The following is a 25202-nucleotide window of genomic DNA, read 5'->3' as shown; positions in this document are numbered from 1 at the left end:
TGACGTCCCTGGATGAGAACCGGTCCGCAGTCGGCACGGCACCGGAGAGCGATGCGGCTCCCGGATCGGCGATGACCCGCGAGGAGTTCAGCGCCCACTGCACCGCGATCCTGAAGAACCTGTGCAGCGTGATCGACGGCAAGGACGCCGAGGTCTCGATGGCGCTGACGGTCTTCCTGGCCGGCGGCCACCTGCTGATGGAGGACGTCCCCGGCACCGGCAAGACCGTGCTCGCGAAGTCACTGGCGGCGTCGGTGGGCGGCTCGGTCTCGCGCGTCCAGTTCACCCCCGACCTGCTGCCGTCGGACGTCACCGGCGTCTCGGTGTTCAACCAGGCCACCCGCGACTTCGAGTTCAAGCCGGGACCGGTGTTCGCCAACGTCGTGATCGGCGACGAGATCAACCGCGCGTCGCCGAAGACGCAGTCGGCGCTGCTGGAGTGCATGGAGGAGCGCCAGGTCTCCGTCGACGGCGAGACCCACCTGCTGCCGCGGCCGTTCGCGGTCGTCGCGACGCAGAACCCGGTCGAGATGGAGGGCACCTACAGCCTCCCCGAGGCGCAGCGCGACCGCTTCATGGCGCGGCTCTCCCTCGGCTACCCGGATGAGCGCGCCGAGCTCGAGATGATCCGCACCCGCGACTCCGCCAGCCCGCTCGAGGAGCTGCGACAGGTGGTCCGGCACGACCAGCTCCTCGGGATGATGGAGTACGTCCAGTCGATCTACGTCGCCCCGCCCGTGCAGGAGTACGTGGTGGCGATCATGCAGGCGACCCGGATCGACCCCGAGCTGCGCCTGGGCGGCAGCCCGCGCGCGACCCTCCAGCTGATCGCCGCGGCGAAGGCGCTCGCCGCGATCAACGACCGCGACTTCGTGGTGCCGGACGACATCGACGTGCTCGCCGTGCCGGTGCTCGGCCACCGCCTGCTGCCCGCGACGCGGCTCCCCGGCCGCTCCGGCACCGGCGCCTCGCACTCCGTGAGCGAGATCGTCCAGCGCATCGTCGCCGCCACCCCCGTCCCGTTCAGCGGCCGTGCCGACTGAGCCCCGCCGTCCCGAGCCCGGTCGCACAGGGCAGCGCCGCACCGGGCAGCGCCGCACCGGGCAGCGCCGCACCGGACAGCGCCGTCCCGGGCAGTGGACGGGCCGCGTCGGCGGACTCCCGGCCCTCCGCGGCACGGCCCTCACCCTGCGCGGCTGGGCGCTCGTCGTGCTCGGCGCGGTCGCGATCGTCGTCGCGCCGATCATCGAGTTCCGCGAGCTGCTCTTCGTCGGCATCGTCCTGCTCGGCCTGCCGGTCGCAGCCGTCCTCTCCCTGCTCGTGGTGACCCCCGTGCTGCAGGTCCAGCGCCGCTTCGCTCCCCAGGTCGTCGCGGTCGGCGACGTCGTCGACGTCGACGTGGTCCTCGACAACCGCGGTGCGGCGCTCCGGGCGGGCGCACGGGCGGAGGACCGGCTCGACCGGGTCGAGCGCGGTCTCGTGACCGGGCGCACCGTCGCGCGCGGCGCCTTCACGCTGCCCTCGGTCGCCCTGCGGGGGAGCGGAGCCAGCCGGGTCCGGGCGCGCTACCGGCTCCCCGCCGGCCGGCGCGGCATCCACCGCATCGGTCCGCTGCGCCTCACCCGCGGCGACGCCTTCGGGCTCGCCGTCCGCGAGACGATCGCCGGCGCGGCCCAGCCCTTCGTGGTGACGCCGCGCGCCGTCCCGCTGCAGAGCGACGTGCTCGACGCGCACGGCGCGGGCGGCTCGAGCCCCGTCGCGCACGCCACGGCCGGCGCGGGGACGGACGACGTCATCCCGCGCGACTACCGTCCCGGCGACGCCATGCGCCGCGTGCACTGGCGCGCGAGCGCGCGCTCGGGCGAGCTCAAGGTGCGCCAGGACGAGCAGAACACCGACCCGCATGCGTGGATCCTGCTGGAGACCCGCGCCGCCCGCGTCCTCGACGAGCGCGGCGGCGACGACCGCCTCGAGTGGGCGGTCTCGATGACCGCCTCGCTCGCGGTGCACCTGCTCGAGCGCGGCTTCGAGACGCACCTGGTCGAGACCGGTGCCGCCGACGAACCCGCCCGCTCCGAGGACGAGCGCGAGGTCGCGCACGACGTTCTCCTGCGCCTCGCCGAGCTCGCCCCCGCCGCCGAGTCGGTGGAGGCCGTCGGGCGGATCGCCGCCGAGATGCGCGACGCCGGCGGCAGCCGCCCGGTCTTCGCCGTGCTCTCCCGGCTGCACGAGGAGGACCTGGCCGCGCTCGCCTCCCTCGCCGCGCACGCGCGCCCGGCCGTGGCGTTCGTCGTCGGCGGCACCCCCGAGGAGGAGGCGGCCCTCGCGTCGCTCGGCTGGTACCCGGTGCCCGTCACTCCGCGCACCCCGATCGAGGAGGCGTGGGCGCAGGCCCTCGCCCTGCGGGTGGTCGCGTGATGCGCCGCGCCCGCGACGCCCGCTCGGGCTCCGTCCTCCTGTCCGCGCTGCTGTGGCTCGCCCTCGTCGTCGCGGCCTCCGGGATCTGGCGCCTGCTCGAGGGGATCGGCTGGCTCGTCCAGCTCGCCGTCGCCGTGGGCGTGGTGCTGGCCGTGCCCGCCGCGGCGCGCGCCTTCCGCGCGCACCCCGTGCTCCCGCCGCTCCTCGGCACCCTCACCGCCGTCGGCGTCCTCACCGCGATGTTCGTCCCCGCGCAGGCGCTGCTGTTCCTCGTCCCCACCCCGGGCACCGTGGGCGACGCTCAGGCGCTCGCGCAGGCGGGCTTCACCTCCATCGCGGAGCAGGGCCTCCCCGCGAACGCCGACCAGGGCATCTCGTTCCTCCTCGTCGGCGGTGTCGTCGTGCTCGCCTGGGCCGCCGATCTCTTCGCGTTCTCGGTGCGGCTGCCGGCGCTCGCCGGTCTCTTCCCCGCCACGCTGCTTGCCGTGCCGGCGATCATCGATCCGGCCGAGGTGTCCTGGCCGAGCCTGCTGCTGACCGCCCTGGTCTACCTCGGGATCCTCGCCGTGAGCGCGCGGCCCGAGCGCCGCGGTCCCCGCCGGGCCTCCCTCGGCGCCGCGGTGCCCTCGGTCGCGATGGCCGGCGTGGTCGTGATCGCCGCCGGGCTCGTCGCGGGCTCCGCCGGCGGCTTCACCCGCGTCTCGACGCCGTCCGGGGTCTCCGGCACGCTCTTCAACGGCTCGATCGACCCCGTCGTCGCCCTCGGCGCGGACCTGCGCCGGCCCAACCCCGTGACGGTGCTGCGCTACTCGACCGACTCCGATCTGCCGGTGTACCTCCGGGTGCTCACCGTGTCGGACTTCGAGGGCGAGGACTGGGCGCCGAGCGACACGGAGGAGACGGCCGACATCGAGGCGCCGATCGCCCCGGCCGGGCTCGGCGAGGCCGTGCCGCGCGAGACGGAGGAGGTCGACGTCTCGGTCGAGACCCTCCGCAGCCGCTGGCTCCCGGTGCCGTACCCCGTCTCCGAGCTGAGCGGCGTCGGCGAGGGCTGGCTGCAGGACGTGCAGGACGGCTCGATCCGCGGCGACGCCACCACCCGCGCGGGCGACGAGTACGAGGTGCAGGCGCTGCGCCTCGAACCCGATCCGCAGCAGCTGCTCGACGCGCCGGTGCCCACCGGTTTCGAGCGCTATCTCTCGCTCCCGGAGGACGTGCCCGAGATCGTCCGCAGCACCGCGGCCGAGGTCACGGCCGAGGCGGTCACGGCGTACGACCGGGCCCGCGCACTGCAGACCTTCTTCCGCTCGTCCGAGTTCCGCTACTCCGAGGACACCCCGGCCGAGGAGGGCTACGACGGCGACGGCGTCGGCGTGCTCTCCGCCTTCCTGGAGGTCCGCGAGGGCTACTGCGTGCACTTCGCCTCGGCGATGGCCGTGATGGCGCGCGAGCTCGGCATCCCCTCGCGGCTCGCGATCGGCTACCAGCCGGGCTCGGTCGTTCCCTCGCCGGGCAGCGACCTGACCAGCTACCGCGTGCAGTCCTCCGACCTGCACGCCTGGCCGGAGCTCTACTTCGAGGGCGTCGGCTGGCTGCCCTTCGAGCCGACGCCGAGCCGCGGCGCCCCGGCCTCGTACACGCTCCCGAGCGCGACGACGTCCGCTCCGTCGACCACCCCCGGCGCCGCCGCGAGTGCGGCGCCCGGTGCCGAGCCCGGCGAGACCGCGACACCGACGCCCACCGCGTCGAGCGCGACGGCGACGCCCGGAGCGCTCGGCGGCGGCACCGCGGCGACCGCGCCGGTCGTCACGCTCTGGTCGCTGCTGCTCCTGCTGCTGCTCGTGCCCTGGCTCGTCCGCGTCGTCCAGCGCGCGCTGCGCCGGCGCCGGGCGGCGGACGGCGCGCTCGAGCCCGCGTGGGCCGAGCTGCTGGCGAGCGCGCGCGACCTTGGCGTCCCCGTCGAGGAGGGCGAGTCGCCCCGGACCCAGGAGGCGCTGATCTCGGCGGCCCTCGGCGAGGACGAGGGCGCCCGCTCCGCGCTGCGCCGCCTCCGCGAGGGGGTCGAGCGCGTCCGCTTCGCTCCGGGGGCCGCGGACCAGGCGGCAGGCTGGAGCGCCGCGTCGGCGGTGGTCGCGGGTCTGCGCTCCTCGGCCGGGATCGGCGTGCGGCTGACCGCCGCTGTCGCGCCGCGATCGGTCCTCCCGGGTCTCGCGAGGGCCGGGCGTCCGAGGTCCGACCTATGATCGTCGGGTGATCCCGGACCCCCTCGACGCCTCGCTCGCGCCGCTGATCGGCCCGCGGACCGCGACCCCGATCGAGAAGGCCTTCGGCTACCGCACGGTCGGCGAGCTCCTCGGCCACTACCCCCGCCGCTACGCCAAGCGCGGCGAGCTGACCGAGCTGTCCCGCCTCCCCGTGGGCGAGAGCGTGACGATCGTCGCCGAGGTCCGCGAGGTGCGCTCGCGCGAGATGCGCAACCGCCGCGGCGGCCTGCTCGAGGTGATCATCTCGGACGGCACCGGCACGCTCTCGCTGACCTTCTTCGGCCAGCCCTGGCGGGCCTCGCAGCTGCACCGCGGTGCGCGCGGCATCTTCGCGGGGACGGTGTCGATGTTCCGCGACACGAAGCAGCTCACCCACCCCGACTACCGCCTCTTCGACGACGAGGAGGTCACCGCGCACGGCCCCATCGGCGCCTCGCCGCTCGCGAAGGACTGGGCCGAGCGGCCGATCCCGATCTACCCGGCGACGAGCGCGATCTCGAGCTGGCAGCTGCAGGCGGCGATCGGCGTGCTCCTGGACGGCCTCGGCGAGGTCCCGGACCCGATCCCCGCGCAGGTGCGCGCGGATCGCTCGCTGCTCGACCTCGGCGCGGCGCTCGAGCTGATCCACCGCCCGCAGCGGGAGGGCGAAGAGGCGACGGCGCGCGACACGCTCCGCTTCCACGAGGCCTTCCTGCTCCAGCTGGCCCTGCTCGAGCGGCGGGCCGCGGCGCGGTCGACGCCGGGCTCCCCGCGCATCGCGGCGGCCGGCGGCCTGCTCGAGCGCTTCGACCGGGCGCTGCCGTTCACCCTGACCGGCGATCAGCAGTCGGTGGGCCGCGAGATCGCCGCCGACCTGGCCGCGGAGACGCCGATGTCGCGGCTCGTGCAGGGCGAGGTCGGCTCCGGCAAGACCCTGGTCGCGCTGCGCGCCATGCTCGCCACCGCCGAGAGCGGCGGGCAGGCGGCCCTGCTGGCGCCGACGGAGGTGCTCGCCGGGCAGCACCTGCGCTCGATCGTCCGGACGCTCGGTCCCCAGCTGGCGGCCGAGCTCTCGCCGACCCTGCTCACCGGCGGCCTGGGCGCCGCGGCCCGGCGCGCGGCGCTGCTGCGGATCGTCTCCGGCACCGCGAAGATCGTCGTCGGCACCCACGCCCTGCTCGGCGACAAGGTCTCGTTCTACGACCTCGGCCTGGTCGTGATCGACGAGCAGCACCGCTTCGGCGTCGACCAGCGCGACGCGCTGCGGCGGAAGGGCGCCCAGCCGCCGCACGTCCTCGTGCTCACCGCGACGCCCATCCCGCGCACCGTCGCGATGACGGTCTTCGGCGACCTCGACGTCTCCACCATCCGCGAGCTGCCCGCCGGGCGCCCCGGCATCACCAGCCACGTGGTGCCGCTGGCCGATCATCCGGCGTGGATCGCGCGGGCGTGGGAGCGGGCCGAGGAGGAGATTCGCAAGGGCCACCAGGTCTACCTCGTCTGCCCGGCGATCGAGCCGGGGGAGGCGGCGGAGGGCCCGCTCGCCGCGGAGGACGAGCCCGCCGCGACGCCGCTCTCGACGGTGTCGGAGACCATCGACGGCGTCCGCAGCCACGCCCTGCTCGGCGCGCGCCGCTCGGCGGCCCTGCACGGCCGGATGAGCGCCGAGGAGAAGGACGCGGTGATGCGCGCCTTCGCGGCCGGCGAGATCGACGTCCTCGTCTCGACCACGGTGATCGAGGTCGGCGTCGACGTGCCGAACGCCTCGATGATGGTCGTCCTCGACGCCGAGCGCTTCGGGGTGTCCCAGCTGCACCAGCTGCGCGGGCGGATCGGACGCGGCGGCGTGCCCGGCGTGTGCCTGTTCGTCACCGCCGCCGAGGCGGGGACGACGGCCCGCGAGCGCGTGGAGGCCGTCGCGGCGACCCTCGACGGCTTCGAGCTGGCCGAGGTCGACCTCGAGCTGCGCCGCGAGGGCGACGTGCTCGGCGACTCGCAGTCGGGCGGGCGCTCCTCGCTCCGCCTGCTGCGCGTGGTGCAGGACTCCTGGCTCATCCTCGAGGCGCGGGTGCTGGCCGAGCGGCTGCTCGAGACCGACCCGGTGCTCGCCGGTCACGACCGGCTCCGCGCAGCGCTCGAGCGCCGGGTGCAGGAGCGCGACCGCGAGTTCCTCGGCAAGAGCTGACCCCGTGGGCCCCCGGCCCGGGCGGGGGCGCCCGATACGCTGAGGACATGGCCCGCATCGCCGTCGTCCCCGGTTCGTTCGATCCCGTCACCCTCGGGCATCTCGATGTCATCGAGCGCGCCGCGCGGCTCGTCGACGAGCTGCACGTGGTCGTCGTGCACAACCCGTCCAAGACCGCGCTGCTGCCGATCGCGCAGCGGGTGGCGCTGATCGAGCAGTCGATCGCCGAGGCCGGGATCGAGGGGACGATCGTCGTCGCGTCCTGGAGCATGGGCCTGCTGGTCGACTACTGCACGGACGTCGGCGCGAGCATCCTGGTGAAGGGCATCCGCTCGCAGGTCGACGTGGCGTACGAGACGCCGATGGCGATCGTGAACCGCAATCTCGCGCACGTCGAGACCGTCTTCCTGCTGCCCGACCCGGCGCACGCCCACGTCTCGTCCTCGCTCGTCCGCCAGGTCTCGGGGCTCGGCGGGGACGTCGCGCCCTACGTGCCGCCGTCCGTCGCCGCGTTCCTCGCCTCCTGAGCGCCGCCCGCTTGCACGATCCCGCCCCGGCTGGCAACCGCCGGGCCCCCGTGCGCGGGGCGTCGGCGGAGCCTGGGAGAATGACAGGATGACTGCGATGCGCGTGGCCGCCTGGGCCCTCGAGGGGATCCCCGAGGTGGTCCCCGGGGACGACCTGCTCGAGCTGATCCTCTCGGCGATCGAGGCCGCTCCGGAGCCCGACCGCCCCGTCGACGGCGACGTGCTCGTGGTGACCAGCAAGGTCGTCTCGAAGGCCGAGGACCGCGTCGTCGCGGCCGACGACCGCGAGGACGCCATCACCGCGGAGACGGTCCGCGTGGTCGCGACCCGCGCGCACGCGCACGGGGTCACCCGCATCGTCGAGAACCGCCTCGGCATCGTCCAGGCCGCGGCCGGAGTCGACTCCAGCAACGTCGCTGAGGGCACCGTCCTGCTGCTGCCCGAGGACCCGGACGCCTCCGCCCGCGCGCTCTGCACGGGTCTGCGCGAGCGGCTCGGCGCCCGGGTGGGCGTCGTCGTCAGCGACACCCTCGGCCGGGCGTGGCGGGTCGGCCAGACCGACGCGGCGATCGGAGCGGCCGGGCTGCTCGTCGTCGACGACCTGCGCGGAGCCGTCGACGCCCTCGGGCGGACGCTCGCGGTGACCATGCCCGCGGTGGGCGACGAGATCGCCGCCCTCGGCGACCTGGTGAAGGGCAAGGCGACCGGGCACCCCGTCGCCGTCGTCCGCGGTCTCGGCCGGCTCGTCGCCGGACTCGAGGCCCCGGGCGCCCGCACCCTGACCCGCACGGGGCCGGACGACATGTTCCGTCTCGGCGCCGACGAGGCCTACGCCGAGGGCTACGCCGCCGGTGTCGCCGCTGCCGCGGGGCAGGTGGCCTCGTGAGCGGCGCCTGGACCGCCGTCGTCGTCTACCGGGGACGGGGCATCTCCAAGACGCGCCTCGAGCTCAACGCGCGCTCGGCCCTCGCCGAGGCCTTCCTGCTCGACACCCTCGCCGCCGTCGGGGGAGCGGTCGCGGTGGGCGCCGTCGTCCTCGTCACCTCCGACATGTCCGCCGTCGAGCGGGCCGCGCTCGAGCACCCGGGGCTGCACGTCGTCCGCGATCCCGGGCAGCTCAACCCCGCCGTCGCGGCGGGTGTCGCCGCCGCCGGCGACCTCCGCCCCGGCTCGCCCGTGATCGCGCTGACCGCCGACCTGCCGGCCCTCACCTCCGCCGATCTCGACGCGGCGCTCGCGGCCGCCGGAGTGGGGCCGTCGATGGCCGGCGACCGCGCCGGGAGCGGCACCACCGCGCTGCTCCTGCCGGGGGGGACGGGCCCGGAGCCGGCCTTCGGCGTCGACTCGCGCGAGAAGCACCTCGCCGCCGGCTACCGCGTACTCGATCTCCCCGACTCCTCGACGCTGCGGCTCGACGTCGACACCGTCGACGACCTCCGCCACGCGGAGTCGGTCGGCGTCGGCGCCTGGACGGCGCGCGAGCTCTCCGACGACGCGGCCTGAGCGCCGGTCAGCCGGCGAGCAGGCCCGCCTCGAAGGCCCGGGTCAGCTCGCGGTCGACCGCCAGCGGCGCCCCGTCGACCGAGCGGATCGGGACCGCGCGCCGGGTGCTCGACACCAGCCAGGCCGCCTCCGCAGTGCCGAGCGCGGCCACGGGCAGGTCCCGGCGCGCCGACTTGAGACCGCGCGCCTCGCCGATCGCCAGCAGCCGTGACACGGTCGTTCCGTCGAGGATGCCCCCGCCGGCCGAGGGCGTCACGAGGGCCCCCTCCGCGAGCAGCACGAGACTCGAGGTGGCCCCCTCGAGGAGGAGGCCGTCGCTGCTGCGCCAGACCACGTCCTCCGCGCCACGCCGCCGCGCCTCGCGCAGGGCCGCGCGGGTGACCGCGCCGGAGGTCGTCTTCACGCCGCCGAGCAGCCAGGGCGCGTCCGCCGTCGCACCGTGCGCGTAGCCGCGGTCGAGCACGGCGACGGCGACGCCGCGGGCGCGCAGCTCCGAGGAGTCGGCCGTCGGCTCCGCCCGCACCGTCGACCGCGCGATCGACGCGTCGCGGTGACCGGCGACGAGCCGGATGCTCAGATCCTCGACCGCGTCGTGCTCGGAGACCGCCAGGGCGATCGCGGCGGCCCACGCCTCGGCCGAGGGGATCGCGAGCCCGACGGCGTCCGCGGAGGCGGCGAGGCGCGCCAGGTGCCCCTCCTGCCCGCGAGCCCGGCCCCGGATCACGGCGAGCGTCTCGAAGACGCCGTCGCCGCGCAGGTAGCCGGCCTCGTCCACGCGGACGAGACCGGCCTCGGGGTCGCGGAGCCGAGGAGTGCCGGAGTCGTCGATCTCGACGAGGACGGGGGAGGTCATGCCCCCATCCTGGTCCGTCGAGGCGCTCGGCGGCGGGTAGATGGGCGGGTCGGCGGGCGGCCGGGTCTCAGCGGATGGTCAGTCCGCGGGCGACGTCCTCGGCCGTGCGCAGCTCGCGCGGTGCCTCCGCCCGAGCACCCGCGGCGCCCAGGACGTCGACGGCGGCGAGGGCGTCGAGATCGAGGCCCGTCGGCTCGCCCAGGCTCGCCACGGAGACCTGGAAGGTCCGATAGGCGCCGAGCGGGGCCAGGCCCTCGCGGTCCTCGCCGGCGACGATGCGCTGCACCAGCTCGGTCTGGTCGAGGAGGTACGCGCTCGCCGCGAGCGTCTCGCCGTCGGGGCTCCAGGCCGCGATCTTCCAGAACCGGAGCGGGATGCCGACGCCGCGGTAGACCGGGTCGCCGTCGCCCAGGACCGGGCCGGTGAGGACGTCGATCCGGGCGCGGTTCGCCTGCGCGTACTCGAGCACCAGGTCCTCGAGGCCGAGCCAGAGCTCCTTCGACTGGTTGAAGCCGCTCGCCTGCGGAGCTGCGTTCGTGTAGCAGAAGCTGTCCACGTTGCCCGCGCGCGCTTCGGCCGGCTCGCCCCAGACGGGATCGCGACGGCGGACGAGATGCCCGCGGTCGAAGTCGTTCCGCGCGTACACCTCCGGACCGGTCTGCTCGCTGGCGGGGACGCGATCGTCCAGGTGCCAGTCGTCGCCGCGGCCGAGGTCGAGCAGCCGGGCGCCGTCGATGTTCACCGCGGTCGAGAGCGCGAGGCGTCGCTCCGGGTCGAGGAGCACCTCGAAGTGCGTGTACGGGAGCTCCCGCACCACGCGGCCGCCGAGCGGTCGGGGCGCCGCGAGCGGGACGCCGAGGAAGCCCGGGTCGAAGCCGCTCACTGGTCGACGTCCGCGGTGGGAGTGACGGTGGGCGTCGCGGTCGGGACGGCCGTCGGCGTCGCGGTCGGCACCACGGTCGGCTCGGCCGTGGGAGCCGGAGTCGCCGAGCCGGACGGCGCGGGCGCCTGCGTCTCGGGAGCGGGCACCAGGGCGCCGTTGCTCACGAGCAGCGTGATGCTCGAGTAGCGGGCGATCGTCGTCCCGGCGCCCGGATCGGTCCCGGCGACGGTCCCCGCGGGAGTCGCGGAGTCGACGGTGGCGCCCTCCTCGACGTCGAAGCCCAGGTCCTCGAGCACCTCGGTCGCGTCGTCGACGGACTGCCCGGTCACGTTCGGCACGGCGATCTGGCGGCCGTTCAGCAGCGCGCTGCTCGGGTCCGCGAAGTCGTCTCCGCCGTACTTCTCATCCGCGCGGGTCATCACGGCGTTCCAGATGTAGTGGCGCAGGTTCGAGGCGTAGGCGCGGGCGTTCGTCTCGGTGCTGCGGACGGCGACGCGGCGCATCGACGCGTCGCCGACGATGTTGCCGACCCAGACCACGGTCGCGACGCGGCTGGACGCCCCGTCCATCCAGGTGTGCACGGCGTCGTCGGTCGTGCCGGTCTTGCCGATGTGCTCGATGCCGTCCTCCGGGTCGGAGGCGGCCGCGGTACCGCTCGTCACCACGTCCTGCAGCGCGTCGTTGGCGACGGCGGTGAGCTCGGGGGAGAGCGCCTGGGTGCAGGTCGAGACCGGCGCCTGGACGCCGACCCCGGTCGAATCGGTGATCGCGTCGATGGCGATCGCCGTGCAGGCGGTGCCGTTGTTGGCGAAGCCGGCGAAGGCGGTCGCCATCGAGATCGGCGCGATCTGATCGGCCGAGCCGAGGATCGCCGCCGGCGAGGGCGTGAGCGGTGCTCCGGACGCGGTCTTCACACCGAAGGCGGCGGCCTGGTCCCGGATCGCGCAGAGGTCGAGCTGCTGCGCCATCGCGACGAAGACGGTGTTGATCGAGCGCATCGTGCCCTGGAGCACGCTGAAGGTGCCGTTCTCGTCCTCGTCGTTGCCGACGGCGAAGGTGCCGTTCCACTCCCCGCTCGGCTCGCAGGAGGAGGGGAACTCGGTGAAGGTCCGCTCGCGGCCGTTGACCGTCTCGTAGATGGTGTGGCCGTTGGCGATCCACTGCGCGAGGGTGAAGATCTTGTAGGTCGAGCCCACCTGGAAGCCGGCGGAGCCGCCGTAGGCCGTGTCGGCGTTGAAGTTGATCGCGGAGAAGTTCTCGCCGTTGACCGAGCCGGCCGCGTCGTAGTCCTTGTTCTGCACCATCGCCAGGACCCGCCCGGTGCCGACCTCCATCGAGAGCGTCGAGCTGCCGATGTTGACGTCGTCGATCGGGGTCTTCGGCACCCACTCGTTCGTGGCCGCCGTGGCGACGTCCTGGAGCTCGCGGTCGAGCGTCGTGTAGATCTTGTAGCCGCCGCGCTGGAAGTTGGCGAAGCGGGTGTTCTCGTCGTCGCCGAAGGCGGGGTCGTTCTGGATGACGCGGGTCACGTAGTCGCAGAAGAAGGCGGCGTTGCCGGCCTGCTGGCAGCCCGTGGGCGTCTGCGTGATCGCGGGGACGACCTCCTCGGCGACCGCCGCGTCGTGGTCGGCCTGCGAGATCTTCCCCTCCTCGAGCATCCGGTCCAGGACGTAGTCGCGCCGGACCTTGTTCTCCGGGATGTTCTCGGGCTCGTCGATGCGCAGGCCGTTGGGGTTGTTCACGGTCGCGATCAGGCTGGCGGCCTGGGCGAGCGAGAGGGACGCCGCGGTGCTGGAGAAGTAGTACTCGGCCGCGGCCTGGATCCCGTAGACCTGGCCGCCGAAGCCGGCGATGTTGAGGTAGCCCAGCAGGATGTCGTCCTTGCTGTACTTCTTCTCGAGGTCGACGGCGAGCTTCATCTCCTTGAGCTTGCGCGCGGGAGTCGTCGCGGTCGCCTCGTCGTACGCGGCCTGCGAGGCGGCGGCGTCCGTGTCGCTGAGCGCCTCGGCCTTCTGCACGAGGACGTTCTTCACGTACTGCTGGGTGATCGAGGACCCGCCCTGCAGATCGCCGCCGACCACGTTGCTCAGCACGGCGCGGATGGTGCCCTGCAGGTCGACGCCGCCGTGCTCGTAGAAGCGCGGGTCCTCGGTCGAGACGGCCGCGTCCTTCACGAACTGGCTGACCTGGTCGAAGGCGACCTCCTCGCGGTTCTGCGCGTAGAAGGAGGCGAGGAGGCCGTCCGTCCCGTCCGCGTTCTTCGCGTAGATCTCGGTCTTCTGCGCCAGCTGGCCCAGCTCGAGGTACTCGGGGACGGTCTCGAAGAGGCCGATCGGGTTGTTGGCGGCGAGGCCGGTGACGGCCAGGGCGGGAGTGACGCCGACGGTGATCAGCAGCCCTCCGGCCAGGCTCGCTCCGACGACACCGAGGACGCGGGCGAGCATGCCGCTGCGGGCGGTTCCTTGCGCAGACATGGCTACGAGAGTAGGCGACGAGTCTGCATCCGCGGTGCCGCCGTGCGCCGGGTCGCCCCGGAGTACGGTGAGCGGATGAGCCGGCAGCAGCGATGAGCACCCCCGCGGACCCCGCCACCACCCGCCCCCGAGCCGTGCTCGTGGTCGCGATCCTCGCCTCCTTCGTGGCCTTCCTGGACGGCACCGTCGTCAACGTCGCGCTGCCCGCGATCACCCGCGAGCTCGGCGGCGGCCTGGCCGTGCAGCAGTGGGTGGTCGACGGCTACCTGATCACGCTCGGCGCCCTGATCCTCGTCGCCGGCTCGCTGGCCGACCGGATCGGGCGGGCGCGGAGCATGACGATCGGCCTGATCGGCTTCGGCGTGACCTCCCTCCTCTGCGCGCTCGCGCCGACGGCCGAGGTGCTGATCGTGGCGCGGATGCTGCAGGGTGCGGCGGGCGCGATCCTCGTGCCCAGCTCGCTCGCGCTGATCATCGCCACCGTGCGCGGGCCGGCCCAGGCGAAGACGATCGGCGCGTGGACAGCGTGGACCGGCACGGCGACGATCGCCGGCCCGGTGATCGGCGGCCTGCTCGTGGACGCGGGCTCGTGGCGCTACGTCTTCGCGCTCAACCTCCTCCCCATCCTCGTCACGCTGGTGCTGCTGCGCCGGCTCGGCCACGTCGACTCGGGCACGCGCGTGCCGATCGACGGCGTCGGCGCGGTGCTCGGCGTCGTCGGCCTCGGCGGACCGGTCTTCGCGCTGATCGAGCAGGAGCGGCTGGGCTTCGGGAACCCGCTGGTGCTCGTCGCCCTGATCGGCGGACTGGCGGCGCTCGTCGCTTTCGTGATCTGGGAGCGGCGGACGGCGGATCCGATGCTCCCGCTCTCGCTGTTCGCCTCCCGCAACTTCACGGTCGGCAACGTCTCGACCGCCTTCGTCTACGGCGCGCTGTCGTTCGGCTTCTTCGGCCTCGGCCTCTACCTGCAGCAGGGCCTCGGCTTCTCGGCGACCCTGGCCGGTCTCGCCACCCTGCCGCCGACGATCCTGCTCCTGCTGCTCTCGCAGGTCGCCGGCTCGCTCTCGGCGCGGTTCGGGCCGCGGCTGTTCATGGGCGTCGGCCCGCTGATCGCCGGAGTCGGCTTCCTGCTGCTGGCCGGCGTCCGCCCGCCCGCCGACTACGCGACGCAGCTGCTGCCCGGGATCCTGCTGTTCGGGCTCGGCCTCGCGATCACCGTGGCCCCGCTGACCTCGACCATCCTCGGTGCGGTGGACAGCCGGCACAGCGGAGTCGGCTCCGCCGTCAACAACGCCGTGTCGCGGATCGCCGGGCTGGTCGCGATCGCCGCCACATCGCTGATCGTCGGCGACAGCCTGGACGCGGAGGGCTTCACCCGCGCGGCGATCGCCACCGCAGTGCTGCTGTTCGCCGGGGGAGTGGTGTCGCTGATCGGCATCCGCAACCCGGCGCGCGAGGCGGAGCCGGCCGCCGGCCGCTGACTCGCCGGGTGTCGGGTGCTCGGCGCTGCCGGGCGACGACCCCCGTCCGCGGGTCCGGGACGGCCCGGAAGTGACCATCTCGCGACGATCCGGGTGACACGGTCGAAAAAGGTTGTCGCTACATGGAATACTCGACTCGTCGATGCGCTTGCATGCACCGGACGGGGACGAGCTTCCCGCGCGATTCACACTCTCGAGGAGAAATCATGAGCGACACCACCACCATCCCCGGATACCGCGCCGGCACCTGGGTCATCGACCCCACGCACAGCGAGGTCGGCTTCAGCGTCCGCCACCTGATGATCAGCAAGGTCAAGGGCAAGTTCGAGCGCTTCACCGCCACCTTCACCACCGGTGAGAACCCGCTGGACTCCAAGGTCGAGGCCACCGCCGAGGTCGCCTCCATCAACACCAACGAGCCCAACCGCGACGGCCACCTCCGCACCGGCGACTTCTTCGAGGCCGAGAAGTACCCCTCGATCCACTTCGTCTCGACCGCGGTCCGCGCGAACGGCGACGACTTCCTCGTCGACGGCGAGCTCACCATCAAGGACGTCACCAAGCCCGTGACCTTCGAGGTCGAGTTCGGCGGCTTCGGCTCCGACCCCTACGGCAACTACAAGGCCGGTCTGACCGCCAAGGCGACCATCGACCGCACCGACTTCGGCCTCACCTACAACGCCGCCCTCGAGACCGGTGGCGTGCTCATCGGCGAGAAGGTCACCATCACCCTCGACCTCCAGGCCGCGCACCAGGCGTAGTCCCTCCCCACGTCCGAGGCCGCCCCTCCCCACCGGGAGCGGGCGGCCTCCGTCGTTCGGCGCCGCCCCTCCGCCTCTCAACCCTCCGCCACTCCGGTACCTCCGGCTCGCGAAACCACCTCCGGCTCGCGATTCATGCCGGATCCCGCGTGCCGAGGTGGTCTCCGCGAGCCGAACCTCCCGCCTGACGACATTCGGCTCGCGATTCGCCCTCCGGCTCGCGATTCCGCCCCGTTTCCGCGAGCCGAGGCGGTTTCCGCGAGCCGAACCTCAGGCGCGAGGATCTCCGGCTCGTGATTCGCCCTCCGGCTCGTGGTTCTGCGGGGTTTCCGCGTGCCGGGGCGGTTTTCGCGAGCCGAACCTCGGGTGGGAGGACGTTCGGCACGCGAGATCATCTCCGGCTCGTCGTTCTGCGGGGTTTCCGCGTGCCGAGGACGTTTCCGCGAGCCGACCACCTCAGGCGGGATGAGCTTCGGCTCGTGATTCGGCCTTCGGCTCGTGGTTTCGCACGGTTTCTGCGTGCCGAGGCGGTTTCCACGAGCCGAACCTCCGGCGGGAGGATCTCCGGCTCGTGTTTCGCCCTCCGGCTCGTGGTTTCGCGGGATTTCCGCGTGCCGAGGCGGTTCTCGCGAGTCGAAGTCCGCCCTCGAGCACCTTCGGCTCGCGGAATCAGCTCCGGCTCGCGGAATGAGCTCCGGCTCGCGGAATCAGGTCCGGCTCGGAGTCTCGCGCAGGCGCCACGCGTCGACGCCGGTTCCGCGCGCCGACACGGCCGAGCCGCACCCGGCTACAGGATCCCGAGGTCCTTCAGCTGCTCCGAGATGCCGGCGCCGTCCGGGGCGTAGACCCACGGGGTGCCGCTCGTCTCCGAGAGGTCGGCGGCCTTCGAGCGGCCGCCCGCGAGCACCGCCTCGCCGTTCGAGAGCTGGCGGATCGCGATCGCCGCGACCTTCTCGGGGTGCTCGTGCGCGAAGTCGGAGTAGATCTCCTCGTCGTGCTGCCCGTCGTCGCCCACCAGCAGCCAGCGCACGTCCGGGAACTCGACCGCCAGGCGGCGCAGGTTCTCCTCCTTGTGCTGCTTGCCGCTGCGGAACCAGCGGTCGTGCGTGGGCCCCCAGTCGGTGAGGAGGAGTGCTCCCGCGGGGTAGAGGTGCCGCGAGAGGAAGCGCGTCAGCGCCGGCGCCACGTTCCACGCGCCGGTGGAGAGGTAGATGACGGGCGAGCCCTGGTTCTGGCGCGAGAAGCGGTCGAGGAAGACCGCCATCCCGGGCGTGGGCATCCGCGCGTGCTCGTCGAGCACGAAGGTGTTCCAGGCGGCGACGAAGGGTCGGGGGAGCGCCGTGACCATGACCGTGTCGTCGACGTCGGACACCACGCCGATCCGCGCCTCGGGCCGCACGATGAAGACGGGGGCCTCGACCGGTGCGCCGCCCTCGACGGTGAGGGTGATGGTGTGCCAGCCCGGCTCGAGCGTGATCGGGATGTCCGCGTCGATCACCCCGCCCCGGTCGGCGACGACCCGGTGGCTCTGCCCGTCCACCGCGACCGAGACGACCGCGCCGCTGATGTAGAGGCTCGTGAAGCTGCGCCAGCCGCGCACGCTCTCGACCGGCTGGACCTCCTCGGCCCCGGGCGGAGTGGGCCGGGTGTAGAGGACCCGCGCGAGCACCCGGAGCTGCTCGACGGTGCCGTAGCCGGTGTAGGGGATGATCCGCGGCACGTAGCCCTTGCGGGTCACGCGGCGCATGCGCAGCGCGTGGATGCGGTCCTCGATGCGTGCGGCGCGGTGCAGGACCTCGGCCGCCCCGGCGCTCATCGGTTTGCTCTCAGGCGTCAGCGGCATCCGCCCAGTGTGCCAGACGCTCCGGTCCGCTCGTGGGAGCGCGCTCAGCCCTCGACGGGCTCGATCAGCTCCGGGCCGTCGGTGCCGACGGTCCCGACCGCCGCGCCGACGCGCTGCACCTCGAGCTCCTCCGCCAGCTCGGCCGCGCCGTCGGACACCGCGCGCAGCAGCGAGCCGTCGCCCTGGGTGAGCGGATCGAGCCAGTCCTCGATCAGCTCCGGCTGCAGCAGCACCGGCATCCGCTCGTGCACGTCGGTCACGGCCCCGGCCGAGGGGCGGGTCAGGATCGTCGCCGACAGCAGCCACGGCGACCCCGGCTCCGCCGCGCGCCACCACTCGTACAGCCCGGCGAACAGCACCAGGGCGCCGCCGCCCGGCGAGACGAAGACCGGCGCCTTCACGCCGTCCGCGCCGACGCGCCACTCGTACCAGCCGGAGGCGGGGACGATCGCGCGGCGGGCGGCGAACGCCTCGCGGAACGACGGCTTCTCGGCGACCGACTCGATCCGCGCATTGAAGAGCGGCGCTCCCGACGGGTCCGCGGCCGCGCGCGGCACCAGTCCCCAGCGGGCACCCGCCAGCCGTCGGCGCGGCGGCTCGCCCTCCTCCACGCCCTTCATCGACTCGGCGACGACGGCGATCCGCTGCGTCGGCGCGATGTTCCAGGACGGCCCGGGCAGGTCCGCTCCCGGCTCGTCGATGTCGAAGAGAGCGACCAGATCGGCGCTGGTCTGCGAGAGGACGAAGCGTCCGCACATGGGTCCTCCTGGGGTGCCGCTGCGCGCCCACCCTACGTGGGGCGAAGAAAGCGAGAGAGTTTCGGTGAATCGACGCGAACGGCGCGTTCACGTGCGTACGATTGTAGAAACCGATACCGAAGGAGCTGCGCCGTGCCGCTTGGAAACCTCGTCGATCGCCCCTTCGGGGAGTCGCCCCAGGTCCGCAACGAGCCCGTCCAGGTCCGCAGCGCGGCCCGGCTGGCCTCCCTCCTCGACGCCGCGGCCGCCGTGGTCGACGAGGTCGGCTTCGACCGCCTGACCACCGCGATGGTGGCCGAGCGGGCGGGTGCCGCGATCGGCACCGTCTACCGCTACTTCCCCGACCGGATCGCCGTGCTCCAGGCGCTGCGCGAGCGGGCGCTCGAGCGCTTCCGCAAGAAGGTCATCACCGACATCCGCGAGAAGCACCCCGACGACTGGTGGGGCGCCGTCGACTGCGCCATCGACGCGTTCTGCGACATGCACCGCAACGAGGCCGGCTTCCGCTCCATCCGCTTCGTCGACACGATCCACGCCCCCGAGGTCGCGGGCGAGGCGTTCGAGGCGGGTTTCTTCGCCCGCCGCTTCGCCGAGATCCTCGCGTCCGAGTACGGCCTGCCGGGCGGTGCGCAGCTGTCCTTCCGCCTCGAGGTCACGATCGAGGTCGCGGACGCGATGCTCACCCGCGCCTTCCTGATCGACCCCCACGGCGACCAGCGCTTCATCGACGAGAGCCGCGCGCTGCTGCGCAACTACCTCTCGATGCACTACGGCCAGACCGAGGCCTGATCCGGACCGAGGCCTGATCCAGGCTGAGGCCTGATCCGGCTCGACACCCGTTCGCGAGGGCCGTCCAGGGCCTAGCTGTTTCCACGCTCCGGTGCAACACTGCGCCGCTCGGGTTGGCACGCGTCTTCGAATGATGTTTTGCTAGCCGCCAGGTTCTGACCGGGACCACGGGACAGGGAAGAGCAGGACCGTGATCGAATTCCGCGGAGTGAGCAAGCAGTATCCGGACGGCACGCGGGCGGTGGACGACTTCTCGCTGGTGCTGCCCTCTCGGCAGACCACGGTCTTCGTCGGCTCCTCGGGCTGCGGCAAGACGACGATTCTGCGGATGATCAACCGCATGATCGAGCCGACCGGCGGCACGATCGAGATCGACGGCGAGGACATCTCGACCCTCCCCGCCGTCGCGCTCCGGCGTCGCATCGGCTACGTGATGCAGAACTCCGGCCTCCTGCCGCACCGCAAGGTCATCGACAACATCGCCACCGTGCCGCGGCTGAACGGCGTGGCGAAGAAGCCCGCCCACGCCCGCGCGCTCGAGCTGATGGACACGGTCGGGCTCGACCGGTCGCTCGCCGCCCGCTACCCGAGCCAGCTCTCCGGTGGCCAGCAGCAGCGGGTGGGAGTCGCGCGCGGACTCGCCGTCGACCCGAACATCCTGCTGATGGACGAGCCGTTCGGCGCCGTCGACCCGCTCGTGCGCGCCGACCTCCAGCGCGAGACGCTGCGCCTGCAGCACGAGCTCGACAAGACGGTCGTCTTCGTCACCCACGACATCGACGAGGCCTTCCTCCTCGGCGACCAGGTCGTCATCCTCGAGAAGGGCGGCCGGATCGCGCAGAAGGGCTCGCCCGCCGAGATCCTGGCGAATCCCGCCAGCGAGTTCGTGGCGGGCTTCGTCGGCGCCGACCGCGGCAAGCGCTCGCTCTCGATCGAGGTGCGCGACGGCGCGCGGATCGTGGTCGACGCGGACGGGCGGACGACCGGCGTCCTGCGCCCCCAGGACGGCGTCGACGCGTGAACTGGGTCGTCAACAACACCGATCAGATCGTCGCGAACCTGCTGGCGCATCTCGCGCTGTCGGTGCCGCCGATCCTGCTCAGCTTCGTCATCGCGCTGCCGTTCGGCTGGATCGCGAACCGCTACCGCTGGAGCCGCGGCACGCTGCTCACCGGTCTCGGCGTGCTCTACGCGATCCCGTCCCTCGCGATGTTCATCCTCCTGCCGGCGCTGCTCGGCATCCCGCTCCGCTCCACGGCGAACGTCATCATCGGCCTGACCCTCTACGGCGTCGCGCTGATGGTGCGGACCGCCTCCGACGCGCTCTCCGCGGTGTCGGAGGACGTGACCCAGTCTGCGACGGCGATGGGCTACTCCGGCTGGGCGCGGTTCTGGAAGGTCGAGTTCCCGCTCGCCGGCCCGGTCCTGCTCTCCGGCCTCCGGGTCGTCACGGTGAGCACCGTCAGCCTCGTCACGGTCGGCGCGGTGCTCGGCATCCAGAGCCTCGGCCTGCTCTTCACCGACGGCTTCCAGCGCGGCATCCAGGGCGAGATCATCACCGGCATCGTCCTCACCATCGCGCTGGCCCTCGTGCTCGACGGCCTGCTCGTGCTGCTCGGCCGACTGCTCATGCCGTGGACCGCGCTCGATCGGGCCCGCTCCCGCAGAGCCCAGCGCGTCGAGAAGGCGGTGACCGCATGAACCTCATCGCAGAGGCCTTCGCCTGGATCGGCGATCCGGCGCACTGGGAGGGCGTCTACGGCATCCCGACCCGTGTCGCGCAGCACCTCGGCATCAGCCTCCTCGTGCTGGTCCTCGCCGCCGCCATCGCGATCCCGATCGGCTACCTGATCGGGCACACCGGCAAGGGCAAGGGCATCGCCGTCCCCGTCGCCGGCGGGCTCCGCGCCCTGCCCACGCTCGGCGTGCTCGTCCTCGCGGCGATGAGCCTGGGCCTCGGGCTCGGCGCACCGCTGATCGCGCTGGTGATCCTGGCGATCCCGTCTATCCTCGCGGGCGCCTACTCCGGTCTCGAGGCCGTCGACCGCCGCACAGTCGACGCCGCCCGCGCCGTGGGCATGACCGAGTGGCAGATCCTGACCCGGGTCGAGATCCCGCTGGGACTGCCGCTGCTGATCGGCGGTCTGCGCGTCGGGACGCTGCAGATCATCGCGACGGCGACGCTCGCCGACTACATCGGCTCAGGCGGCCTCGGCCACTACATCTTTCAGGGCGTGAAGGCGGGCGACTACCCGCAGATGCTCGCGGGCTCGATCATCGTGATCGCGCTGACGCTGCTCAGCGAGGTGCTGTTCGCGATCCTCCAGCGGGTCGCCGTGCCCCGCGGCGTCGTGGTCGGTCTCGGCCGCGTCTCGACCGGCAAGGCAGGTTTCCGCGCTCCGTCACTCCGACGACGCGCGGTGGTGGGAATCCCCATCGAAGAAGGGAAATAAGTGATGTTCACAGCAACCAAGAAGGGCCGTGTCGCGCTCAGCGCACTCGCGGTCGGTGCCGTCGTGGCACTGGCAGGGTGCTCGTCCAGCGATCCGCTCGACGAAGGATCGGGAGCGACCGCCGGCGGCGACACCATCGTCATCGGCTCGCAGGACTACTACTCGAACGAGATCATCGCGGAGATCTACGCTCAGGCCCTCGAGGACGGGGGGATGACCGTGCAGCGCGACTTCCGCATCGGTCAGCGCGAGATCTACCTGCCCGAGATCGAGAGCGGCTCGATCGACGTCTTCCCCGAGTACGGCGGCAGCCTCCTGCAGGCGCTGGAGCCGGACACGACCGCGACCACGGCCGACGACGTCTACTCGGCGCTCACCGAGGCCCTGCCCGACGGCCTGCGCGCGCTCGACGCCGCGGACGCGAGCGACCAGAACTCCTACACGGTCACCCAGGCCTTCGCCGACCAGTGGAACCTGACCGACATCGCCTCGCTCAAGAACGTCACCGACACGATCGTGCTCGGCGGCAACTCCGAGCTGCAGACGCGCCCCTACGGGCCCGACGCGCTCCAGTCGAAGTACGGCATCACCACGACGTTCCAGGCGATCGAGGACAGCGGCGGATCGACGACCGTCGACGCGCTGACCAGCAACCAGATCCAGATGGCGAACATCTACACCGCCGACCCGAACATCGAGTCGAACGACCTGCTGCCCCTCGCCGACCCCGACGGCCTGTTCGTCGCGGACAACGTGGTGCCGATCGTCTCCGACAAGGTCGACGACGACGCCGCCGAGATCCTGAACGAGGTCAGCGCGAAGCTGACCGCCGAGGACCTCGTCGCGCTGAACGCCGAGAGCGTCAACGAGCAGAAGTCGGCCGCGGCCATCGCGACCGAGTGGCTCACCTCCGCCGACCTCATCGGCTGAGCCCACCCGCTCACGCCCGGAGGCGCGTCACTCGTCGAGGTGACGCGCCTCCGCGCGTGAGAGCAGCTTCTTCACGCCGAAGACGATCAGCACGAAGACCACGATCGCTCCGACGAAGAGGTACCCGGCGTAGTGCAGGCTGTCCGACAGCTCGCGGTAGCCGCCGGCCGCGGCGGCGCCGACGCCGACGTAGGCGAACGACCAGACGATGCACGCGGGTGTCGTCCAGGCCATGAACGTGCGGTAGCTCATGCCGCTCATCCCGACCGTGAGGGGGATGAGCGAGTGCAGCACCGGGAGGAAGCGCGAGAGGAAGACGGCGATGCCGCCGCGGCGCGCGAGGTAGCGCTCGGCGCGCAGCCAGTTCTTCTCGCCGAGGCGCCGGCCGAGCCGGGAGGCCCGGATCCGCGGGCCGAACCAGCGGCCGAGGTAAAAGCCCACCGACTCGCCGCAGAGCGCGCCGATGATCACGGTGATCGCGAGGGCGACGAACTGCAGGGGAGAGGTGACCCCGGTCGCGCTGACGATCACGATCGTGTCGCCCGGCACGATCAGCCCGGCGAGGATCGTCGTCTCGAAGAAGACGGCGAGGCCCGCGAGCAGGGTCCGCCAGACGGGCGGCACGCTCACGACGAAGGCGAGGATGCCGGTCAGAGCGTCGTTCACGGCCGGGTGCGCTCGCTCACGTCAGCGGACCCGCTTGAGCAGCGACCAGAAGGTCTCGACGATCGAGCCCATGTCGACCTGGTCGTCGAGGAGCCACTGCACCTGCAGACCGTCGGACAGCGCGGTGATCATCTTCGCCGCGAGCTCGGGATCGATGTCGGCGGCGATGAGGCCGTCGCTCTGGTCCTCGCGGACGCGGGCGGCGAAGACGTCGTTGACGGTGCGGTACCGCTCGACGAAGAACTCGTGCGCGGGGTGCGACTCGTCGGTGGCGTCGGCGGAGAGGGTCGCGTAGAGGTGGACGAGGCCCGGCACCTCGCTGTTGTGGCGGATCAGCCGGACGACCTCCTCGATCGCCTGGTCGCCCTTCTGCTCGAGGTCGTAGACGGCGCGGTCGGTGTCGTCGCGCTTGCGGAGGACCTCGGCGAAGAGCTCCTCCTTCGAGTCGAAGTAGTGCAGGAGCCCCGCCTGCGTCAGGCCGACCTCCTCCGAGATCTCGCGCAGCGAGGCCTTGCGGTACCCCTGCCGCGAGAACACCTCGAGGGCGGTCTGCAGGATCTCCTCGCGTTTCGCGACGCCCTTGGCGTAGCTCCCCTTGCTCGGCATTCCTCGATCGTAGGGGGCGCGGCCGAGCAGGAGCCGCGAGCGGCACGGACCGCCGCGCACGCTTTCCCACCGCGCACCTTGGGCACCGCCTCAGCTGTGGAATCGCTGGGAGTTGTTGGCGGTTTTTCTCACCCTTCGCGGCCCAGCCCGATTCCTCGCCGTCGAGAGTCCCCTCGCGAGCCTGCTGACGGCCTCGAGCGCTGTCGACCAGGACCGGCGCGGACGACTTCCTCGACGTCGAGACGCTCTGTCTCGACGTCGAGCGATCGCCGGCGGGAGGGTGTCCACGAGTCCCCGGCGAGGGCCCCGGGAAGGGGGTCGCCGAGGGGCTCCTGAGGCCCGCACATCCGCTCCAGTACTGGGATCCGAGCCTGTTCGGCCCCCCGAGCCGACCTAGGCTCGGGGCTGTGAACGAACTCCTGGATCCGCTCCTCCTGTCGCGCTGGCAGTTCGGCCTGACGACGATCTACCACTTCCTCTTCGTGCCGCTCACGATCGGCATGGCGCTCACGGTGGCGATCTTCCAGACCTGCTGGGTGCGCACCGGACGCGTGCACTACCTGCAGCTGACGAAGTTCTTCGGGAAGATCTTCCTGATCAACTTCGCGATGGGCGTCGTCACCGGCATCGTCCAGGAGTTCCAGTTCGGGATGAACTGGAGCGACTACTCCCGCTTCGTCGGCGACGTCTTCGGCGCCCCGCTCGCGTTCGAGGGTCTGCTCGCGTTCTTCCTCGAGGCGACGTTCATCGGCCTGTGGATCTTCGGCTGGGACAAGCTCCCGGCGAAGCTGCACCTCGCGACGATCTGGCTCACCACGCTCGGCACGACACTGTCGGCCTACTTCATCATCGCGGCGAACGCCTTCATGCAGAACCCGGTCGGCTTCCGGATCAACGAGGCCAAGGGCCGCGCCGAGCTCACTGACATCTGGGCCCTGCTCACCAACAAGGTCGCGCTCGCCGCGTTCCCGCACACGATCTTCGCCTGCTTCATGGTCTCGGCCGCCGTCATCATCAGCGTCGCCGCGTACCACCTGTCGCGCAACCAGCACCTCGAGACCATGCGCCCGGCGCTGCGCTTCGGCGCCTGGATGATGCTGATCAGCGGGGGGCTCACCCTCTTCACAGGCGACTCGCTCGGCCTCGCGATGGTCGACACGCAGCCGATGAAGATGGCGGCCGCCGAGGCGCTCTACCGGACCTCGACCGGTGTCGACGCCTCCTTCTCGATCTTCACCTGGGGCACGCCGGACGGCTCGAGCGAGCTCTTCTCGATCCGCATCCCGTACCTGCTCTCCTTCCTCTCCACCCACACCTTCACCGGCACCGTCGAGGGCATCAACGACCTGCAGGCGCAGTACAGCGCCGTCTACGGCCCCGGCGACTACACGCCGATCATCTGGGTCACCTACTGGTCGTTCCGCTGGATGATGGCGCTCGGCGTCCTCGCCATCGGCGTCGCCGCCGCCGGCCTCTGGTTCACCCGCAAGGGCCGCGAGCCGAAGCAGTGGATGTGGCGGATCGCGATCTGGGCGGCCCCGCTGCCGCTGCTCGCGATGATCGTCGGCTGGGTCTTCACCGAGATGGGCCGGCAGCCCTGGCTGGTCTTCGGCCTGCTCAAGACGGCGGACGGCGTCTCGCCCGGCGTCAGCGGCCTCGAGGTGCTCATCTCGCTCGTCGCCTTCACCGCGATCTACGGCACGCTCGCCGTCGTCGAGTTCCGGCTGATCAAGCGGGCGGCGCAGGCCGGCCCCGACGACGCGCCCGAGATCGACGAGGAGAGCGGTCGCCCGCAGCTCGTCGGCACCGTCTACTAGAGGAAGGAACGC

The 25202-nt window shown here is 72.4% G+C and carries 22 protein-coding genes; 15 read left to right on the top strand and 7 right to left on the bottom strand.

The window, feature by feature from the left end:
* Positions 1–71: 71 nt before the first annotated feature.
* The 7 genes from HQQ82_RS03580 (at position 72) to cofC (ending at position 8876) form a co-directional block, all read left to right on the top strand.
* Positions 72–1043 carry a MoxR family ATPase gene (locus tag HQQ82_RS03580; protein ID WP_254071259.1) on the top strand — a complete coding sequence of 324 codons (972 nt, stop codon included), beginning with the start codon at positions 72–74 and terminating at the stop codon, positions 1041–1043.
* A complete protein-coding gene (locus HQQ82_RS20500; RefSeq protein ID WP_173231685.1) occupies positions 1033–2418 on the top strand; it encodes a DUF58 domain-containing protein in 1386 nt (461 codons plus the stop codon). Before HQQ82_RS03580 ends, HQQ82_RS20500 begins: the two co-directional genes overlap by 11 nt.
* On the top strand, positions 2418–4661 hold the full coding sequence (locus HQQ82_RS03570; RefSeq protein ID WP_173231684.1) for a DUF3488 and transglutaminase-like domain-containing protein: 2244 nt from the start codon (positions 2418–2420) through the stop codon (positions 4659–4661). Before HQQ82_RS20500 ends, HQQ82_RS03570 begins: the two co-directional genes overlap by 1 nt.
* Before the next feature lie 10 nt (positions 4662–4671).
* Entirely contained in the window at positions 4672–6846 is a 2175-nt protein-coding gene (locus HQQ82_RS03565) for an ATP-dependent DNA helicase RecG (protein ID WP_173232311.1), read from the top strand.
* Between the two features lie 47 nt (positions 6847–6893).
* Entirely contained in the window at positions 6894–7373 is a 480-nt protein-coding gene (gene coaD, locus HQQ82_RS03560) for a pantetheine-phosphate adenylyltransferase (protein ID WP_173231683.1), read from the top strand.
* Positions 7374–7461: 88 nt separating this feature from the next.
* Positions 7462–8259, top strand: coding sequence for a coenzyme F420-0:L-glutamate ligase (cofE, locus tag HQQ82_RS03555; protein ID WP_173231682.1), 798 nt, complete (start codon positions 7462–7464; stop codon positions 8257–8259).
* Entirely contained in the window at positions 8256–8876 is a 621-nt protein-coding gene (cofC, locus tag HQQ82_RS03550; RefSeq protein ID WP_173231681.1) for a 2-phospho-L-lactate guanylyltransferase, read from the top strand. Before cofE ends, cofC begins: the two co-directional genes overlap by 4 nt.
* A gap of 7 nt (positions 8877–8883) precedes the next feature.
* Here the strand turns inward: cofC and HQQ82_RS03545 are convergent, their stop codons facing one another.
* The 3 genes from HQQ82_RS03545 to HQQ82_RS03535 all read right to left on the bottom strand — a co-directional run bounded on the left by HQQ82_RS03545 (position 8884) and on the right by HQQ82_RS03535 (position 13086).
* The gene (locus tag HQQ82_RS03545; protein WP_173231680.1) at positions 8884–9729 is read right to left on the bottom strand and encodes an aminotransferase class IV; all 846 of its coding nucleotides are present in this window, start codon (positions 9727–9729) and stop codon (positions 8884–8886) included.
* A gap of 67 nt (positions 9730–9796) precedes the next feature.
* The gene (locus tag HQQ82_RS03540) at positions 9797–10612 is read right to left on the bottom strand and encodes a DNA/RNA non-specific endonuclease (protein WP_173231679.1); all 816 of its coding nucleotides are present in this window, start codon (positions 10610–10612) and stop codon (positions 9797–9799) included.
* The gene (locus HQQ82_RS03535; RefSeq protein ID WP_173231678.1) at positions 10609–13086 is read right to left on the bottom strand and encodes a transglycosylase domain-containing protein; all 2478 of its coding nucleotides are present in this window, start codon (positions 13084–13086) and stop codon (positions 10609–10611) included. Before HQQ82_RS03535 ends, HQQ82_RS03540 begins: the two co-directional genes overlap by 4 nt.
* Positions 13087–13178: 92 nt before the next feature.
* Between HQQ82_RS03535 and HQQ82_RS03530 the strand changes: the two genes are divergently transcribed.
* Both HQQ82_RS03530 and HQQ82_RS03525 read left to right on the top strand, forming a co-directional pair.
* Positions 13179–14567 (top strand): MFS transporter, encoded by a 1389-nt coding sequence (locus tag HQQ82_RS03530; protein WP_173231677.1) that lies wholly within the window; start codon positions 13179–13181, stop codon positions 14565–14567.
* 206 nt (positions 14568–14773) lie between these two features.
* Entirely contained in the window at positions 14774–15328 is a 555-nt protein-coding gene (locus HQQ82_RS03525; protein ID WP_123445585.1) for a YceI family protein, read from the top strand.
* Positions 15329–16115: 787 nt separating this feature from the next.
* Here the strand turns inward: HQQ82_RS03525 and HQQ82_RS03520 are convergent.
* Positions 16116–17171, bottom strand: coding sequence for an App1 family protein (locus tag HQQ82_RS03520; protein WP_173231676.1), 1056 nt, complete (start codon positions 17169–17171; stop codon positions 16116–16118).
* Positions 17172–17215: 44 nt separating this feature from the next.
* A complete protein-coding gene (locus HQQ82_RS03515) occupies positions 17216–17929 on the bottom strand; it encodes an SOS response-associated peptidase (protein ID WP_173231675.1) in 714 nt (237 codons plus the stop codon).
* Between the two features lie 132 nt (positions 17930–18061).
* Between HQQ82_RS03515 and HQQ82_RS03510 the strand changes: the two genes are divergently transcribed.
* The 5 genes from HQQ82_RS03510 to HQQ82_RS03490 all read left to right on the top strand — a co-directional run bounded on the left by HQQ82_RS03510 (position 18062) and on the right by HQQ82_RS03490 (position 22101).
* Complete coding sequence (locus HQQ82_RS03510; protein ID WP_173231674.1) at positions 18062–18718, top strand: TetR family transcriptional regulator; 657 nt, start codon at positions 18062–18064, stop codon at positions 18716–18718.
* A 190-nt stretch (positions 18719–18908) separates the two neighbouring features.
* Positions 18909–19739, top strand: coding sequence for an ATP-binding cassette domain-containing protein (locus tag HQQ82_RS03505; protein ID WP_173231673.1), 831 nt, complete (start codon positions 18909–18911; stop codon positions 19737–19739).
* Positions 19736–20419 (top strand): ABC transporter permease subunit, encoded by a 684-nt coding sequence (locus tag HQQ82_RS03500; RefSeq protein ID WP_173231672.1) that lies wholly within the window; start codon positions 19736–19738, stop codon positions 20417–20419. Before HQQ82_RS03505 ends, HQQ82_RS03500 begins: the two co-directional genes overlap by 4 nt.
* Positions 20416–21171 carry an ABC transporter permease gene (locus HQQ82_RS03495; RefSeq protein ID WP_173231671.1) on the top strand — a complete coding sequence of 252 codons (756 nt, stop codon included), beginning with the start codon at positions 20416–20418 and terminating at the stop codon, positions 21169–21171. The genes HQQ82_RS03500 and HQQ82_RS03495 overlap by 4 nt, the downstream gene beginning before the upstream one ends.
* 3 nt (positions 21172–21174) lie before the next feature.
* Positions 21175–22101 carry an ABC transporter substrate-binding protein gene (locus HQQ82_RS03490; protein WP_173232310.1) on the top strand — a complete coding sequence of 309 codons (927 nt, stop codon included), beginning with the start codon at positions 21175–21177 and terminating at the stop codon, positions 22099–22101.
* A gap of 27 nt (positions 22102–22128) precedes the next feature.
* On the opposite strand, the gene HQQ82_RS03485 is transcribed toward HQQ82_RS03490, so the two are convergent.
* Both HQQ82_RS03485 and HQQ82_RS03480 read right to left on the bottom strand, forming a co-directional pair.
* The gene (locus HQQ82_RS03485; protein ID WP_173231670.1) at positions 22129–22767 is read right to left on the bottom strand and encodes a DedA family protein; all 639 of its coding nucleotides are present in this window, start codon (positions 22765–22767) and stop codon (positions 22129–22131) included.
* 21 nt (positions 22768–22788) lie between these two features.
* The gene (locus HQQ82_RS03480; protein WP_173231669.1) at positions 22789–23373 is read right to left on the bottom strand and encodes a TetR/AcrR family transcriptional regulator; all 585 of its coding nucleotides are present in this window, start codon (positions 23371–23373) and stop codon (positions 22789–22791) included.
* 407 nt (positions 23374–23780) lie between these two features.
* On the opposite strand from HQQ82_RS03480, the gene HQQ82_RS03475 reads away from it, so the two are divergent.
* Positions 23781–25190 (top strand): cytochrome ubiquinol oxidase subunit I, encoded by a 1410-nt coding sequence (locus HQQ82_RS03475; protein ID WP_173231668.1) that lies wholly within the window; start codon positions 23781–23783, stop codon positions 25188–25190.
* The last annotated feature ends 12 nt before the right edge of the window (positions 25191–25202 follow it).

Source organism: Rathayibacter sp. VKM Ac-2856 (assembly GCF_013205055.1).
Classification (GTDB): domain Bacteria; phylum Actinomycetota; class Actinomycetes; order Actinomycetales; family Microbacteriaceae; genus Rathayibacter.
Note: the sequence above shows the minus strand (reverse complement) of the source record. Positions and strands in the feature narration are given on the sequence as shown.